Annotated in this window: 16 protein-coding genes; 15 read left to right on the top strand and 1 reads right to left on the bottom strand. The window is 39.2% G+C overall.

Annotated features, from left to right (window positions below; all coding sequences use genetic code 11):
* The first annotated feature begins 80 nt into the window (after positions 1–80).
* The 13 genes from JN080_RS02955 to JN080_RS02895 all read left to right on the top strand — a co-directional run bounded on the left by JN080_RS02955 (position 81) and on the right by JN080_RS02895 (position 13,755).
* Complete coding sequence (locus JN080_RS02955) at positions 81–1,160, top strand: AI-2E family transporter (protein ID WP_256234413.1); 1,080 nt, start codon at positions 81–83, stop codon at positions 1,158–1,160.
* A 376-nt stretch (positions 1,161–1,536) separates the two neighbouring features.
* Positions 1,537–4,170, top strand: coding sequence for an alanine--tRNA ligase (gene alaS / locus JN080_RS02950; protein WP_256234412.1), 2,634 nt, complete (start codon positions 1,537–1,539; stop codon positions 4,168–4,170).
* A gap of 66 nt (positions 4,171–4,236) precedes the next feature.
* Positions 4,237–4,503 (top strand): IreB family regulatory phosphoprotein, encoded by a 267-nt coding sequence (locus JN080_RS02945; protein WP_256234411.1) that lies wholly within the window; start codon positions 4,237–4,239, stop codon positions 4,501–4,503.
* A 3-nt stretch (positions 4,504–4,506) separates the two neighbouring features.
* Positions 4,507–4,923: a Holliday junction resolvase RuvX gene (ruvX, locus tag JN080_RS02940; protein ID WP_256234410.1), complete on the top strand. Its 417-nt coding sequence runs from the start codon at positions 4,507–4,509 to the stop codon at positions 4,921–4,923.
* 12 nt (positions 4,924–4,935) lie between these two features.
* On the top strand, positions 4,936–5,226 hold the full coding sequence (locus JN080_RS02935; RefSeq protein ID WP_256234409.1) for a DUF1292 domain-containing protein: 291 nt from the start codon (positions 4,936–4,938) through the stop codon (positions 5,224–5,226).
* Between the two features lie 257 nt (positions 5,227–5,483).
* Positions 5,484–6,611 carry an endolytic transglycosylase MltG gene (gene mltG / locus JN080_RS02930; protein WP_256234408.1) on the top strand — a complete coding sequence of 376 codons (1,128 nt, stop codon included), beginning with the start codon at positions 5,484–5,486 and terminating at the stop codon, positions 6,609–6,611.
* Positions 6,612–6,965: 354 nt separating this feature from the next.
* The gene (locus JN080_RS02925) at positions 6,966–7,616 is read left to right on the top strand and encodes an O-methyltransferase (RefSeq protein ID WP_256234407.1); all 651 of its coding nucleotides are present in this window, start codon (positions 6,966–6,968) and stop codon (positions 7,614–7,616) included.
* Positions 7,613–8,542: a peptidase U32 family protein gene (locus tag JN080_RS02920; protein ID WP_256234406.1), complete on the top strand. Its 930-nt coding sequence runs from the start codon at positions 7,613–7,615 to the stop codon at positions 8,540–8,542. Before JN080_RS02925 ends, JN080_RS02920 begins: the two co-directional genes overlap by 4 nt.
* Positions 8,543–8,565: 23 nt before the next feature.
* A complete protein-coding gene (locus tag JN080_RS02915; protein ID WP_256234405.1) occupies positions 8,566–9,834 on the top strand; it encodes a peptidase U32 family protein in 1,269 nt (422 codons plus the stop codon).
* A 4-nt stretch (positions 9,835–9,838) separates the two neighbouring features.
* The gene (gene udk, locus JN080_RS02910) at positions 9,839–10,474 is read left to right on the top strand and encodes a uridine kinase (RefSeq protein WP_256234404.1); all 636 of its coding nucleotides are present in this window, start codon (positions 9,839–9,841) and stop codon (positions 10,472–10,474) included.
* Between the two features lie 164 nt (positions 10,475–10,638).
* On the top strand, positions 10,639–11,115 hold the full coding sequence (gene greA, locus JN080_RS02905; protein WP_256234403.1) for a transcription elongation factor GreA: 477 nt from the start codon (positions 10,639–10,641) through the stop codon (positions 11,113–11,115).
* A gap of 88 nt (positions 11,116–11,203) precedes the next feature.
* Complete coding sequence (locus JN080_RS02900) at positions 11,204–12,958, top strand: peptidoglycan D,D-transpeptidase FtsI family protein (RefSeq protein WP_256234402.1); 1,755 nt, start codon at positions 11,204–11,206, stop codon at positions 12,956–12,958.
* Between the two features lie 104 nt (positions 12,959–13,062).
* Positions 13,063–13,755 carry a DUF1510 family protein gene (locus tag JN080_RS02895; RefSeq protein WP_256234401.1) on the top strand — a complete coding sequence of 231 codons (693 nt, stop codon included), beginning with the start codon at positions 13,063–13,065 and terminating at the stop codon, positions 13,753–13,755.
* Between the two features lie 39 nt (positions 13,756–13,794).
* On the opposite strand, the gene JN080_RS02890 is transcribed toward JN080_RS02895, so the two are convergent.
* Complete coding sequence (locus JN080_RS02890) at positions 13,795–14,001, bottom strand: DUF2536 family protein (RefSeq protein WP_256234400.1); 207 nt, start codon at positions 13,999–14,001, stop codon at positions 13,795–13,797.
* Positions 14,002–14,219: 218 nt separating this feature from the next.
* Here JN080_RS02890 and mtnN point away from each other — a divergent pair, with 218 nt between their 5' ends.
* Positions 14,220–14,918 carry a 5'-methylthioadenosine/S-adenosylhomocysteine nucleosidase gene (gene mtnN / locus JN080_RS02885; protein ID WP_256234399.1) on the top strand — a complete coding sequence of 233 codons (699 nt, stop codon included), beginning with the start codon at positions 14,220–14,222 and terminating at the stop codon, positions 14,916–14,918.
* Between the two features lie 220 nt (positions 14,919–15,138).
* Positions 15,139–15,393: a YrhC family protein gene (locus tag JN080_RS02880; RefSeq protein ID WP_256234398.1), complete on the top strand. Its 255-nt coding sequence runs from the start codon at positions 15,139–15,141 to the stop codon at positions 15,391–15,393.
* Positions 15,394–15,778: the final 385 nt, after the last annotated feature.

Genomic DNA, 15,778 nt, shown 5'->3' with positions numbered 1-15,778 from the left:
CTCTTAGAGTATGAGAGGGGTTTTTTGTATATTTTTTAGTAATTCTTCCTAAAATAACAAAGATAAGGGAGGAATGTGCGTTGGATATACAAGTAAAATGGTTTTACCGCATTGGATTTCTTCTCCTTTTACTAAGCTCAATTTATGTGTTATTAAAAATTCGCTTTTTTTGGATGCCAATTTTAAAGGTGGCAGGACTAGTTTTTATTCCATTTATCATAGCTGGTTTCATTACTTACTTGCTTCACCCGATTGTGGAAAAGCTTCATGAAAAAGGGTTTAATCGAGGATGGGCCATTTTTTTGATCTATTTTCTTTTTTTTGGTGGCGTTGGCTATTCATTATATAAAGGAATTCCCGTTTTTATTACCCAACTTAAAGACTTATCGGAAAGTGCACCTATACTAGCGGAACAATACCGTGGTTGGATTAAGATGATTCAAACCCATACTTCTGAATGGCCTGATGGTCTCCAAGGGCGAATGAATGATGGCATTGATGCTTTTGAGAAAAAACTTGATACGTTCTTAACCGTTCTCGTTAATTATTTACTGAACTTTTTAAATTCAGCATTAGTGATCTTGATGATTCCGTTTATTGCCTTTTATATGTTGAAGGATTTTCATTTGATTAAAAGAGCCGTATGGTATTTGACTCCAAAAAGCTGGAGGCAGCAAGGGCTACATTTTCTAAGGGATGTAGATGAATCACTTGGAAGCTATATTAGGGGCCAATTGCTTGTTTGTGTCATCATTGGTGGAATGTCTGCGCTTGTCTTTTGGTTTTTTCATTTAAAATATCCATTACTTCTGGGGATCATTATTGGAGTTACTGATTTAATTCCCTATTTTGGTGCTATTATTGGCGCTGTTCCGGCAGTAATTATTGCAGCTACTGTTTCAGTAAAATTGGTCATCATTACGATTGTCACGATCATTGTCCTGCAATTCCTTGAAGGGAATATCCTTTCACCGTACATAGTTGGAAAAACCCTTCATATGCATCCATTGATTATTATGATTGCGATTACCGCAGGTGGAGAGGTAGGCGGGATTGTAGGGCTGCTATTAGCTGTACCGATTTTAGTTGTCCTTAAGGTTGCCATTTCCCATATAAAAAACCATTTTGTACGTGGAAAAACGAAGCGATCCTCCCCATAATCGCCCGAAATGTTGACAAACCCTTATTAGCTGGCTATAATTCGGCTATAGAAGTGAACAATTCAATGTGTTGAAGGATCGAGTATGTTATAGTCCATCTGTAACACAAATGTGTGTAAGAGAGGAACTTCCACGGCTGAAAGAAGTTCTAGATGAAGAATAACGGAAAGCTAATCCTGAGTGCAGCTAATCACTGCCGCTAGTGCCGCGTTAAGGCATTTTTGAGAGATGGGTATCTTTTAAAGTGCCCATAATCAGGGTGGTACCGCGAGTTAGCTCTCGTCCCTGTCAGGGATGAGAGCTTTTTTGTGTTCTTCAAAAAAGGGAAAGCATTAATGCCGCTTCTTCCAGACAATCATATAAGGAGGCTTTTTAAATGAAAAATCTTTCTGGATCACAAATTCGCCGAATGTTTTTAGACTTTTTTAAAGAAAAAGGGCATGCTATTGAACCGAGTGCTTCGCTTGTTCCGCATGACGATCCATCATTATTATGGATTAACAGTGGTGTGGCTACATTAAAGAAATATTTTGATGGCAGGGTTACACCGGAAAATCCACGAATTACGAATGCCCAAAAATCGATTCGTACAAATGATATTGAAAATGTCGGAAAAACAGCCCGTCACCATACATTTTTTGAAATGCTCGGCAACTTCTCGATTGGTGACTACTTTAAAGAGGAAGCAATTGAATGGGCTTGGGAGTTTCTAACAGATGAAAAATGGATTGGCTTTGACAAAGAACTTTTGTCTGTAACCATTCATCCCGAAGACCAAGAAGCATTTGAATATTGGAATAAGAAAATTGGTATCCCAGAGGAGCGGATTATTCGCTTGGAAGGAAATTTCTGGGATATCGGTGAAGGTCCAAGCGGTCCAAACACAGAAATTTTCTATGACCGCGGCCCGGAATATGGGAATGATCCGGACGATCCTGAACTTTACCCTGGTGGTGAAAATGACCGTTACCTTGAGGTATGGAACCTAGTATTTTCACAATTCAACCATAATCCAGATGGGACGTATACCCCGCTGCCTCGGAAAAATATCGATACAGGAATGGGTTTGGAAAGAATCACATCTGTTGTGCAAAATGTTCCGACCAACTTTGATACCGACCTATTTATGCCGATCATTCAGGCAACTGAACAGATTTCAGGGAAGAAATATGGGGTTAATAAAGAAACGGATGTTTCCTTTAAGGTTATTGCTGACCATATCCGAACAGTTGCCTTTGCTGTAGGCGATGGTGCATTGCCATCGAATGAAGGCCGCGGTTATGTGTTGCGCCGCTTGCTGCGCCGTGCTGTCCGCTATGCGAAGCAAATTGATATTAACCGTCCATTTATGTATGAGCTTGTTTCGGTTGTCGGAGAAATCATGGTTGATTTTTATCCAGAGGTAAAAGAAAAAACCGACTTTATAGAAAAGGTCATCAGGAACGAAGAAGAACGCTTCCATGAGACCCTTCATGAAGGGTTAGCTATTTTAGCAGGGGTAATGAAGAATGAGAAGGAAAAGGGCAATAATTTGATTGCCGGTTCAGATGTGTTCCGCCTTTATGACACATTCGGTTTCCCTGTTGAATTAACGGAGGAATATGCCGAAGAAGAAGGGATGAAAATAGACCATGCCGGGTTTGAAGCAGAAATGGAGCTTCAACGTGAACGTGCCCGAGCAGCCCGACAGGATGTAGATTCAATGCATGTTCAAGGTGGTGTCCTTGGCGATATTAAGGTTGAAAGTAAATTCGTAGGGTATGACCAGCTCGAAACGACTTCAACTGTACTAGCAATTGTCAAAAACGGTGAGCTTATTACAGCAGCAGCCAGTGGTGAAGAGGTACAGCTTATCCTTGATATTACACCGTTCTATGCCGAAAGCGGAGGGCAGATTGCCGACTTTGGAACATTAGAAGCTTCTGGTCTTAAGGTGTCTGTTAAAGACGTTCAAAAAGCGCCGAATGGCCAAAATCTTCACAAAGCAATTGTTGAAGCAGGGACGTTAACAACGAATGTTCAAGTTTCTGCAAAGGTTGATGCAGCAAATCGCGTTAAAATTATTAAAAACCACACAGCAACCCATTTGCTGCAAAGGGCGTTGAAGACTGTTCTTGGTGAGCATGTTAATCAAGCAGGCTCCCTTGTTGAACCTGATCGACTGCGCTTTGACTTCTCCCATTTCGGTCAAGTAAAACCGGAAGAACTGGAGCAGGTAGAAAGAATTGTCAACGAACAAATTTGGAAAAACACCGAAGTCAACATTACTTATAAACCAATTGCTGAAGCAAAAGAAATGGGAGCAATGGCCCTATTTGGTGAAAAGTATGGTGATATCGTTCGGGTTGTTAAAGTTGGTGATTTTAGCCTTGAGCTATGCGGCGGGTGTCACGTACCAAACACAGCTGTGATTGGCTTATTTAAAATTGTTTCTGAGACTGGTATTGGGGCTGGAACGAGAAGGATTGAAGCTGTCACCGGGGAAGCAGCTTATCACCTGCTAAATGAACAGGTTGGCTTATTAAAGGATGCTGCAGAAAGATTGAAAGCAAATCCAAAGGACATAGCAAATCGAATTGATGGTTTAATGGCTGAAATGAAGCAACTGCAGCGTGAGAATGAATCATTGGCAGCTAAACTTGGAAATATTGAAGCAGGTAATCTCCTTGCAAATGTTAAAGAAATTAACGCTGTCAAAGTTTTAGCAGCAAAGGTTCAAGCAGCAGATATGAATAACTTAAGAAATATGGCGGATGACATTAAGCAAAATTTAGGGTCTGCGATCATTGTTCTAGGCAGTGCTAGTGAGGGAAAAGTGAATTTGATTGCAGCTGTGACAAAGGATTTAATTGAAAAAGGGTACCATGCCGGTAAATTAATTAAGGAAGTGGCAGCGATTTGCGGCGGCGGCGGCGGCGGGCGCCCTGACATGGCTCAAGCAGGCGGTAAAAACCCTGAAAAACTTGATGAAGCAATCCTATTTGTTGATGAATGGGTAAAATCCATTTGATAATAGCTTGAAGTAGTGTAAAATGTAGGTAACTATTATCTCCTTTAAAAATGCGAGGTGTATGAAATGAGCTCATTTGATAAAACAATGAGATTTAATTTTCCTGAAGAACCGATTGAACAAAATGTAAATGAAGTTTTGTTTCAAGTGTATGAAGCCTTGCAGGAAAAAGGGTATAATCCAATCAATCAGATCGTTGGTTATCTTTTATCTGGAGACCCTGCATATATCCCGCGTCACCGGGATGCCCGCAATATTATTCGGAAGCTCGAACGTGATGAAATTATTGAAGAATTGGTAAAGTCCTACCTAAAAAAACAACGAGAGGGTTAATGAATGCGCACGTTGGGATTAGATGTCGGCTCGAAAACAGTCGGAGTAGCCTTGAGTGATGAACTCGGGTGGACAGCACAAGGCTTGAAAACACTCAAAATCAATGAGGAAAAAAACGAGTTTGGTTTTGATGAAGTTGGTGAAATAATTAAAGAGTATGATGTCGAACTCGTTGTGATCGGATACCCTAAGAATATGAACGGAACTATTGGTCCGCGCGGTGAGGCCAGCCAGCGGTACGCAAGTGAAATAGAAAATAGGTTTTCTCTCCCAACAGTTTTATGGGACGAGCGTCTAACGACAATGGCCGCCGAGCGAGTGTTGATTGAAGCTGATGTAAGCCGAAAGAAACGGAAAAAAGTCATTGATAAAATGGCTGCGATGATGATTTTACAAGGGTACCTTGATAGCAAAAATTGATGAGGTGAAATGATGAACCACGATGAAAAGCATATTACAGTTGTAGATGATGATGGTAATGAACAATTATGTGAAGTTCTATTTACTTTTGATTCTGATGAATTTGGTAAATCCTATGTACTGTACTATCCAGTTGGTGCTGAGGAAGATGATGAAGAGGATATTGAGATTCACGCATCAGCCTTCAGCCCAACAGAAGATGGCCAAGATGGCGAATTAATGCCAATCGAATCGGACGAAGAATGGGATATGATTGAAGAAGTATTAAATACGTTCCTTGAAGAAGAGGAAGAAGCAGAATAACAGTTAGTAAAAACCGGCCTTATGGCCGGTTTGTTTTAATCTAAAAAATGTAAAGAAGAAAGTTTGTTTATAGATTTTTATAACAAGGTAATAGGCAGCTGTAAAAATGCAGGTGCCATTTTTCGTGTTTAATTGACATCTCTCGCCATATATGCTCAAATTATTACAAAGTCCATTTGCAATGCAAATGGTTTTTTTAGGGATGGTAACGTTTTGTAGAGAAAAGGTACGAAGTGGAATTCAGGGGGGAAGTCTAGGTGTCTGAAGACGATAAGAAAACAAAAAAAATCATTCAGCCAAAAGTGTTGGAGGACGATAAGGAAGCAGGAGCCGTTAGAAGGATTGTGCTGTTTGTTTCATTTTCGATTATTTTATTAGCTGCCATTATTGCGGGCGGGGGATACGTATACATAAAAACTGCGCTTAATCCAGTTTCACCGAATAGTAAGGAGCAGAAAATCATTGAAATTCCGGCAGGTACGACAATAACCGGGATCGCCAGTATTTTGGAGTCAAAAGGAATTGTAAAAGATGCACGGGTGTTTACCTATTATGTTAAATTAAAAAACGAGTCGGCTTTTATGGCGGGCTCCTATGAGCTAAGCCCATCCATGAGTGTATCTACAATCATCAATCACCTAAAAGCGGGGAGAGTAAATCCAGTTGTCACAATTACGATTCCGGAAGGAACACAGCTAAAGGAGATTGCCCAAATAATTGCAAAGGCAATTAATAAGCCGGAAAGTGATGTCTTTAATCAATTAAATGATAAAACGTATGTTAGTACACTTGTGGCCAAATATCCGGAAGTTTTAACAAATGACATTTTTAATAGCAAAATTATGTATCCCCTTGAGGGTTATTTATTTCCAGCTACCTATCCATTTTATAAGTCAAATCTTACTGTAGATGAAATAGTAACGGTTATGCTTGATAAAACCAATAAAGTATTAGCAGCCTACAGGGATCAAATTAAGCAAAAACAACTTACCACACATCAGTTAATAACAATGGCTTCATTAATTGAAGAAGAAGCAAGCGTAAAAGCTGATCGCAATAAAATTTCAAGTGTTTTTTATAACAGGCTGCAAAAAGGAATGCCGCTCCAAACAGATCCAACCGTTCTTTATGCACAAGGGAAGCACAAAGAGCGAGTACTCTACCAGGATTTAGAAGTCAATTCACCATATAATACCTATAAAAATGTTGGTCTGCCTCCGGGACCAATTTCTAATGCGGGCAAGGTTTCAATCGAGGCTGCACTTTATCCAGCTCAAACTGATTATTATTATTTTTTAGCTACAGCAGATGGCAGTGTAATTTTTTCAAAAACATTAGCAGAACATAATCGGGAAAAAGCAAAGTATATTTCCAGCGAAAAATAGCACTAAGTTTCACTTTCTCCGTTATTTATGTTAAAATAGAAAAAGTTGTTTATAAAAGAGTTATAGCGTACCCCACAGTATCGCATGGATGTAGCAGTTTGTCCTTCGACGTAATTCGGAGAAGGTCCGGTTGCACCCGCTTTTCTGTGAACGCTATTTTTTCATGTCTAAAGAACAACAGAAAAAGCAATAATGCTTATATAGAAAAAATACTCTTTAAATTTAGATAACTGTGGTTCTATAAGATTAAACTCCGGAAACGGTGCCTTGCACAAAGGAAAAACATTTGTTTTTCTGAGAAACGCCCTTTTAAGGGCGCTTCCGCTTTTCTGGTAGGATAGAGGTGACGGCAGCTTGGTAAATGGAAAGCTGCATTCTTATATTGAAGGTCTGATTCCAGAACGAGACCCTTTATTAGAGGAAATGGAGGGTTACGCTCGGGAGAATCATGTTCCTATTATGGAGCTCGCAGGGATTGAAGCGATGCTGCAAATCTTACGTATTCAAAATCCTAAAAAGATCCTTGAAGTAGGAACAGCTATTGGTTATTCTGCGCTTAGAATGGCTGCAGCTGTCACTACAGCAAAGGTAGTAACAATTGAAAGGGATCCTGAACGGTATCAGCTGGCTGAAGAATATTTTGAAAGGGCCGGAAAAGCTGAGTACATTACCTTAATTAAAGGGGATGCGCTCGAGGTTGAAGACCAAATTCGTGAACAGGGACCATATGATACAATTTTTATTGATGCAGCAAAAGGTCAATATAAAAGGTTTTTTGAAATGTATTCAAAGTATCTGCAAGAAGATGGAGTTATTATCACAGACAATGTTTTATTTAAAGGGCTTGTTTGTGAAACGGATATCGAATCAAAGCGAACCCGAAATCTTGTTAAGAAAATAGATGGATTTAACCACTGGTTGATGAGTAATCCCGGGTATTATACGGTCATTTTACCTGTCGGTGACGGGGTCGCAATTAGTAAAAAAAGAGGTGAAATGAAGTGAAGAAGCCAGAATTATTAGTAACACCCTATACAACAGATGATATTCTGCCTTTAATTGAGGCTGGAGCAGATGCGTTTGTCGTTGGCGAAGAGCGATACGGCTTGCGTCTTGCTGGTGAGTTCAATCGTGAAGATGTGAAAAAAGCTATTGAGCTTGCACATTCAAAGGGTAAAAAAGTTTACGTTGCAATGAATGCAATTTTTCATAATGAAAAGCTAGAAGAATTGAAGGATTATCTTCGCTTTACCGTTGAAGCAAAAGCTGATGCAGTCATTTTTGGAGATCCTGCTGTTTTATTGTCCGCACGCGAGGAAGCTCCAGAAATGAAGCTGCATTGGAGTACGGAAACCTTGGGCACCAATTGGTATTCTGTTAATTATTGGGGAAGAAAAGGAGCAAAACGTGCTGTACTTGCCCGTGAAATTAACATGGATGCGATTGTAGAAATAGCCGAAAAGGCTGAAGTCGAAATTGAAGTATTAGTTCATGGTATGACCTGCATGTTCCAATCGAAGCGTACCTTGCTCGGAAACTATTTTGAGTACCAGGGCAAAGTAATGGAGATTGAGAACCGGAAACACAAAAAAGATATGTTTTTACATGATAAGGAACGCGGAAATAAATATCCGATTTTCGAAGATGAAAATGGCACCCATATCATGAGTCCAAATGATGTTTGTATCATTGATGAGCTTCAAGATATGTTAGAAGCCGGTGTGGATTCATTTAAAATAGATGGGATATTAAAGGATTTAGACTATCTTATTGCTGTAACCAGAGCATATCGAAAAGCAGTTGACCTATATAGCGAAGATCCGGATTTATATGATGATCAAAAAGCTGAACTATTAGTCCAACTGGAGAAAATCCAGCCCGAGAATCGTTCATTTGATACAGGGTTCTTTTTCAAGGAAACAGTTTATTAATTAGTGATGGGAGGTATTTGACCGTGAGTACAGTGAAGGAAAAGATTTCCGAGATTGTAAATGGGAAGAGGGTAATTGTTAAAAAACCGGAGCTTCTTGCACCTGCAGGTAATCTTGAAAAGTTGAAAATAGCTGTTCACTATGGAGCAGATGCCGTTTTTCTTGGAGGTCAGGAATATGGGCTCCGCTCAAACGCAGACAACTTTACTTTTGAAGAAATGAAAGAGGGCGTAGAGTTTGCCAAAAAATATGGTGCGAAAATCTATGTTACCACCAATATTTTTGCCCATAATGAAAATATTGACGGCATCGAAGAATATTTACAAGGATTAAAAGAAGCCGGTGTTGCAGGGATTATTGTTGCTGACCCGCTTATTATTGAAACATGCCGTCGCATTGCACCCGAAATTGAAATTCACATTAGTACGCAGCAATCGATTACGAATTGGCAAACAATCCAATTTTGGAAAGAGGAAGGCGCCCAGCGTGTGGTGCTTGCCCGTGAAACGAGTGCGGAAGAAATCCTCGAGATGAAGGAAAAGGTTGATATTGAAATTGAAACGTTCGTCCATGGAGCAATGTGTATTGCTTATTCTGGCCGCTGTACATTAAGTAACCATATGACAGCAAGAGATTCAAACCGCGGCGGCTGCTGTCAGTCCTGCCGTTGGGATTATGATTTGTACAAATCAGATAAAAGCAATGAAACAGCTCTTTTTGCTGAAAGTGACGCTCCATTTGCGATGAGCCCTAAAGATCTAAATTTACTTCAATCCATTCCAAAAATGATCGAGATTGGTATCGATAGCTTAAAAATTGAAGGTCGAATGAAATCGATTCACTATATCGCAACAGTTGTTAGTGTCTACCGCAAAGTCATTGATGCGTACTGTTTAGATCCGGATCATTTTGTTATCAAACAGGAATGGCTTGACGAACTTGATAAATGTGCCAACCGTGAAACGGCATCCTCATTTTTTGAAGGGGTTCCGGGGTATAAAGAGCAAATGTTTGGCAATCATAGCAAGAAGACAAGTTTCGAATTTGCTGGACTAGTGTTAGCTTATAACGAAAAAACGCAAATGGTGACATTGCAGCAGCGTAACCACTTTAAACCAGGCGAAGAAGTCGAATTCTTCGGGCCGGAAATTGAAAACTTTACACATGTGATCGATAAAATTTGGGATGAAGATGGACAGGAGCTGGATGCAGCTCGTCATCCTCTGCAAATCGTTCAATTTAAATTGGATAGGCCGGTTTTCCCTAACAACATGATGCGAAAGGGGAACTAGCTTCATGCACAACAAACCCGTTGTTATCGGTGTAACAGGAGGATCGGGCTCGGGTAAAACGAGTGTCACAAAAGCAATTTATGAAAGCTTCAAAGGTCATTCTATTTTAATCCTAGAACAGGATTATTATTATAAAGATCAAAGTCACCTTCCGTTTGAACAAAGGCTCAAAACAAATTATGATCACCCGCTAGCGTTTGACAATGATTTGTTAATTAAGCATATAGAACAGCTTTTACGGTATGAACCAATTGACAAGCCTGTCTACGATTATTCGATGCATACTCGTTCAAACGAAGTGATCAAGGTTGAACCGAAAAATGTAATTATTCTCGAAGGGATTTTAGTGCTTGAGGACGCTAGGTTGCGTAATTTAATGGATATGAAGCTTTATGTTGATACAGATGCTGATTTACGAATTATTCGCCGCCTGATGCGTGATATTAAAGAAAGAGGACGTTCAATTGACTCTGTCATTGAACAATATGTCAATGTAGTCCGGCCGATGCATAATCAGTTTATTGAACCAACAAAACGATATGCTGATATTATTATTCCTGAAGGCGGGCATAATCATGTAGCAATTGATTTAATGGTTACTAAAATTAAAACAATTCTTGAACAAAAATCATTTTTATGACACAATAGCATAGAAAAATACTTATTTTAGAACTTATGATTCCTGCGCGTTCTCACTAGAGAACGCGCTGCTATATATTTTTTGTCTTAATGACATATCTTTGTACATATATTAAATACACAATTCTAATGGGGATTTGTGAAGACTAGAAGGAGTGAATGGTTTTGGCGACTGAAAAAGTATTTCCAATGACACTAGCAGGAAAAGAGAAGCTTGCTCAAGAGCTTGAATATTTAAAGACGGTCAAAAGAAAAGAAGTGGTTGAACGGATTAAAATTGCAAGAAGCTTTGGTGATTTGTCGGAAAACTCCGAGTATGATTCTGCAAAAGAAGAGCAGGCATTTGTTGAAGGCCGGATTACAACGATTGAAAACATGATTCGTAATGCAAAAATTATTGAAGAGGGCGAAGTCGCAAGTGATACTGTTTCTTTAGGAAGGTCTGTTACGTTTATTGAACTCCCTGATGGTGATGAAGAAACCTATACAATTGTGGGCAGTGCAGAGGCGGACCCGTTTGAAGGAAAAATCTCAAACGATTCTCCAATTGCTAAAAGCTTGCTTGGAAGAAAAGTTGGGGATCAAGTATCAGTTCAAACCCCTGGCGGCGAAATGAGTGTCCGCATCGTTACAATCAAATAAGAAAAAAGTTTGATTGGCTAAAGATTGTTTTAGTAAGATTGTTTGAAATGACAGCACCTCGTCAAAACTTTTGATGAGGTGTTTTTTTATGCGAAAAAGACGGATCATAGGCTGGTTGTTGTTTTGTACTATTTGTTTACTTGGTTTAGTAGGCCGATTAATGGAAATCCAATTATTTGAAACCGAAACTTTTTCAAAACATCATATTAACCTATTAGAGGAAAGTGTAAAACAAAGATCTCAGGAATTGGTCATCGATAATGGAAGGGGGAATTTTACCGATCGAAATGGCGTGCCGCTGGCAGATAAAAAAGTATCTGTCCTCATCCTGTTTCCCTTTTTAAAAAAGATCGAATGGGATGTAGGAAAAGTTGCCAGTATTGTAAAAACCCCCAGTAAATTTCTTACAAAAGCGGTCGAGCAAGCAAGCAAGCCAATTGTCTACGGGGGGGAACGTACACCGCTCGAGCTTTCTGAATCGCAGTTAAAACAAATTAATGGACTGAGAATACCGGGTGTGCTTGCAGTTGAAAAGGTTTTTGAGCGGCGATCCTTTCCTGGTCAGCAGCTAATTGGCCTTGTCGGTGAAAATCCAGCTGAATTGAAAAGAAGATACCCTGATAAGAAGCTGGCAGAGAAAACAATTATTGGTGTATCTGGACTGGAACAAAGCTTTGATGAATTTCTCCTTCCAGAAGGCAAAGCAAAGCTTATCTACCACGTTGACGGTGCAGGTGGCCCACTTTATGGCTTAAATGTTCGTTATACAGATCCAGCTAATCCGTTTTATCCTGTCAATGTTCGAACCACGATTGATAAACAGATTCAGCAACAGGCAGAAAAGCTCGTAGACTCCTTCCATATCAAAAAGGGTGGATTAGTTCTCCTTGATCTAAAAGATAACAGTATTTTAGCAATGGTCTCCCGCCCAAGTATTAATAAACAGAATCCATATATGCAAAGCGGGATTACAAATATGATGGTTAAGCAGCAAATCATCGGTTCCATTTTTAAAACGGTCACAGCTGGAGCTGCAATCGATTATAATCTTGTATCACCAAACCGGTTATTTGATTGTAGTAAAAAAATTAATGGAGAACCAGAAAAAGTCTATAATTATGGGATGCTGAACTTTTCTGATAGCTTTGCCAGGAGCTGCAATCACACCTTTGGTCAGCTTGCTCAGGAGTTAAAGGATATTGACCCAAGTATATTAGAAAAGTATGCTAGAAAGCTGTCCCTTGTGGGCCCTGTTGGCTGGGAAGGGACTGTCTTCCATACTGATCAGTTTAAACAGTTAGCTGATGAAGAGAGCGGAAGGGTCTATTTAACAAACTCAGAGCGAGTTGATGCAAACTTTGCAGCCCAATCTGGAATAGGCCAGCATGAAGTAAGAGCTACCCCCTTAGCGGTTGCTAATATGCTCGCGACAATTGCAAGAGGCGGGGAAAAAAAGATGGTACGGACTGCTTCTAAAATTGAATATAAAAATGGGACGACCATGATCGATTTTAAAGAAAAAGAACTGCTGGGTGAAACGATTTCGCCCTACACCGCCATGAAGCTCCAGAAGCTCCTAAGGGAGGTTGTCGTGAACACTAAAGGTACAGGCAGATGGTTTCAAAATCTTCCCTATGAAGTGGCAGGAAAGTCGGGAACGGCAGAGACGGGAAAATACCAGGATGGAAACCAGCTTCATAATAAATGGTTCGCCGGATACTTTCCCTATCATCAACCAAAATATGTACTAGTGGCTGTAAATTTGGATGTTCCCGGCAATGAAGGCGGGGTCAATCAATTATTTGCCGAAGTAGTTAAAATGCTCTATGAACATGACAATTAATAACAAAATATACATCCAATATATGTAAATCTACGATAAATTACTTCAAGTTTTCATTCACTCATGATAGAATGTTGTCATCCTTATTAATGGGAGTGGTTATTTTGAGTAAAGATTTTCAAGGTAGTTCACGTGCGGGCTACAGGGCTAAAAGAAAGAAGACAAATTTTATTTTGAATGGTTTAATTGTCGTTGTTCTCTTATTAATTGGTTTTGTCGCCTACTCGATCTTTTTATCTGGAAATGATAAGACGGCGTCAAAGAAAGAGGTACAGACAACTGCCGAAAAAACAACTGCCGAAAAACAATCGGTAAAAATAAACAAGGATAAAACATCAACTGAAAAAAGCTCAACTAGCAATCAACAAAAAGAAAAGACAAAGGACCAAAGTCAGAGCGATGCCGCAAAAACGGATACAACCAAAGGGGACAACTCTTCTGATCAACTCCAGACTGCTGTAACTCCTGAAACTCCTGATTCAAGTTCTACTGCTGTAGCTCCTGAAACTCCTGGTTCAAGTTCTACTGCTGCAACATCAAGTAATGGGCAGCATACGACGAATTATGATTCCAGTTCTGCAGATTGGCAGCAAATGCTAGCGGCGATCTCAGCTGCTACAGGGGTGGACCAAGGGAATATGACTGTATGGTTCCTAGGAAGCGACAAAGGCACCCCAAATGGGTCAGTAGGGACGATCTCACCAAAAGACAACAAACAGAAAAAATATCGCGTTAATCTCCAATGGGTTGAGGGTCAAGGCTGGAAAGCAACAAATGTACAACAAATCTCGCAATAATAGTAAAGAAAAAAATAGGATGGCTGCTGATGAGCCATCCTATTTTTTTCTTTTAAAATGAACAACCGCTGTAAAATAGGTTTGCCCGTTTTCATTAACATGCATTTGATGGGACACAGAGTTAACGGCCAGCAAAATGGCTTTGTTTATGTCAATTTGGGTTGCAATTTTTTTTTCGAGATTTTTAAGGTTTGTCGCCTCAAAAAATTCAATTTTATCCTCGATCAAATCAAATTCAATGTTCATAACAGATTTTTTACCTCCCTTTATTTTGATTGTACTTTTCTTTTATTTTATTTGTTATCACTTGCACAAGCAATCGATTTCTTTTTTTTACTCCGGTGGAAATAGTGATAAGAACATATCGGCGGAAGTTGTTTCCGAAGTGTCGATTTTCATGATCTTGGTTAAAATGGTAAAATAGTGACTGCAATGCATGAATAGAAAAAGAAAGAGGTACAAACATGAAAATCGCTATAATTGGAGCAATGGAAGAAGAAGTGACCCTATTAAGAGATCATATTGAGGATAAAACTCAAAATATAGTGGCCGGATGTGAATTCACATTTGGAAAAATGCATGGTACAGAAGTGATCTTACTTAGGTCAGGTATTGGTAAAGTTAATGCAGCTATGTCAACATCAATTCTCCTTGAAAAATATAAACCGGATTGCATTATAAACACTGGTTCTGCAGGTGGTTTTAATCCTTCCCTTGATGTCGGCGATGTTGTTATTTCGACTGAAGTCCGTCATCATGATGTTGATGTTACTATATTTGGATACGAGTATGGTCAGATTCCACAGCTTCCAGCAGCATTTCCAGCAACTGAAAAGTTGATTGAAACAGCAGTAAGAGCTGCTCGGGAAATCGAGGGTATACAGGTTGTTAAAGGGTTGATTGCAACAGGAGACTCCTTTATGAATGATCCCGTGAAAGTAGATTTCGTCCGGACAAAATTTCAGAATTTGCAAGCAGTAGAAATGGAAGCAGCAGCAATTGCCCAGGTCGCTTATCAATTTCAAACCCCATTTGTCATTATTCGCTCATTATCCGATATTGCCGGGAAAGAGTCTAATATTTCCTTCGACCAATTTTTAGATAAAGCAGCACTACATTCGGCAACATTGGTTATGAAGATTGTGGCTGCGTTAAGCAAATAAAGATAGATAACTGTGAGGTAATTTAGTAGATGATCTGTGTATTTCTGTTCGCTTTTAGATAAAGAAGATTTAACTTTTACCTAGTGGTAATCGATGCAGACCGGTCCCTGCCTAACATGCAGACAGGGCGGGTTTTCTATTATTTACATACTCTTAAGCCATGCTTTCTATGATAAAGTAGTTTTGTAGACTTTAAAGAAAGCGGGTGCTGTACTCACTTATGAAAAATCAAGCAAAGCTTCTTTCCGAAAAAATGATTGATCTAAAACGCTTCGCAGTTATCTTGTTAGCCGCAGGGGTGTTTTTCTATTTAGGAGTCATTATACCATCAGACATAAAAACTACGATGGATTTAAATATTATGATGATTGCATCAACATCCTTTATAGCTGTTTCACTTTTATTATTTATTCAAGTAAAACAGTGTCGTGCAAAGCTTCTTGAATTGGAAGATAACGAAGATTACTTGAAATAATAAGCATGCATTATGCTTATTTTTCTAAAAAAGAAAATACTTTGAAAATGTCACAAAATGTTCACAAATTTTTAAATATAAGTATCGTAGAATTAGGGTAAATTCGAATGTAACAAAAAGCAAAAATTTGTAAAAGGGGTGGGGGAATATGCTATTTTTGGTTATAATGTCCTTTATCATCACTGGGGCGATTGGTTGTGTTATTGCTGTAGAAGTAAGTGCTGAATAATAGGAATGCGGAAGGACCCATTTAGCGAAGTACACTAGTCGCTGGGCGCTGTAGCTAGACAGTTATCAAAGTTTAAAAAATTTATTTATAAGAAAAAATGGTGAGCATTGACCAATCAGCGGTTGATGCTTTTTTTGTTCTAAATTTTTAAAAAAA

Source organism: Bacillus sp. EB600 (assembly GCF_024494385.1).
Taxonomy (GTDB): domain Bacteria; phylum Bacillota; class Bacilli; order Bacillales; family Cytobacillaceae; genus JAEVLT01.
Note: the sequence above shows the minus strand (reverse complement) of the source record. Positions and strands in the feature narration are given on the sequence as shown.

Bases quoted from the DNA above. Each gene is read 5' to 3' on its own strand.
- alaS (WP_256234412.1), top strand. From the start codon at position 1,537: ATGAAAAATCTTTCTGGATCACAAATTCGCCGAATGTTTTTAGACTTT.
- JN080_RS02945 (WP_256234411.1), top strand. From the start codon at position 4,237: ATGAGCTCATTTGATAAAACAATGAGATTTAATTTTCCTGAAGAACCG.
- ruvX (WP_256234410.1), top strand. From the start codon at position 4,507: ATGCGCACGTTGGGATTAGATGTCGGCTCGAAAACAGTCGGAGTAGCC.
- JN080_RS02935 (WP_256234409.1), top strand. From the start codon at position 4,936: ATGAACCACGATGAAAAGCATATTACAGTTGTAGATGATGATGGTAAT.
- udk (WP_256234404.1), top strand. From the start codon at position 9,839: ATGCACAACAAACCCGTTGTTATCGGTGTAACAGGAGGATCGGGCTCG.
- JN080_RS02900 (WP_256234402.1), top strand. From the start codon at position 11,204: ATGCGAAAAAGACGGATCATAGGCTGGTTGTTGTTTTGTACTATTTGT.
- JN080_RS02890 (WP_256234400.1), bottom strand. From the start codon at position 14,001: ATGAACATTGAATTTGATTTGATCGAGGATAAAATTGAATTTTTTGAG.
- mtnN (WP_256234399.1), top strand. From the start codon at position 14,220: ATGAAAATCGCTATAATTGGAGCAATGGAAGAAGAAGTGACCCTATTA.
- JN080_RS02880 (WP_256234398.1), top strand. From the start codon at position 15,139: ATGAAAAATCAAGCAAAGCTTCTTTCCGAAAAAATGATTGATCTAAAA.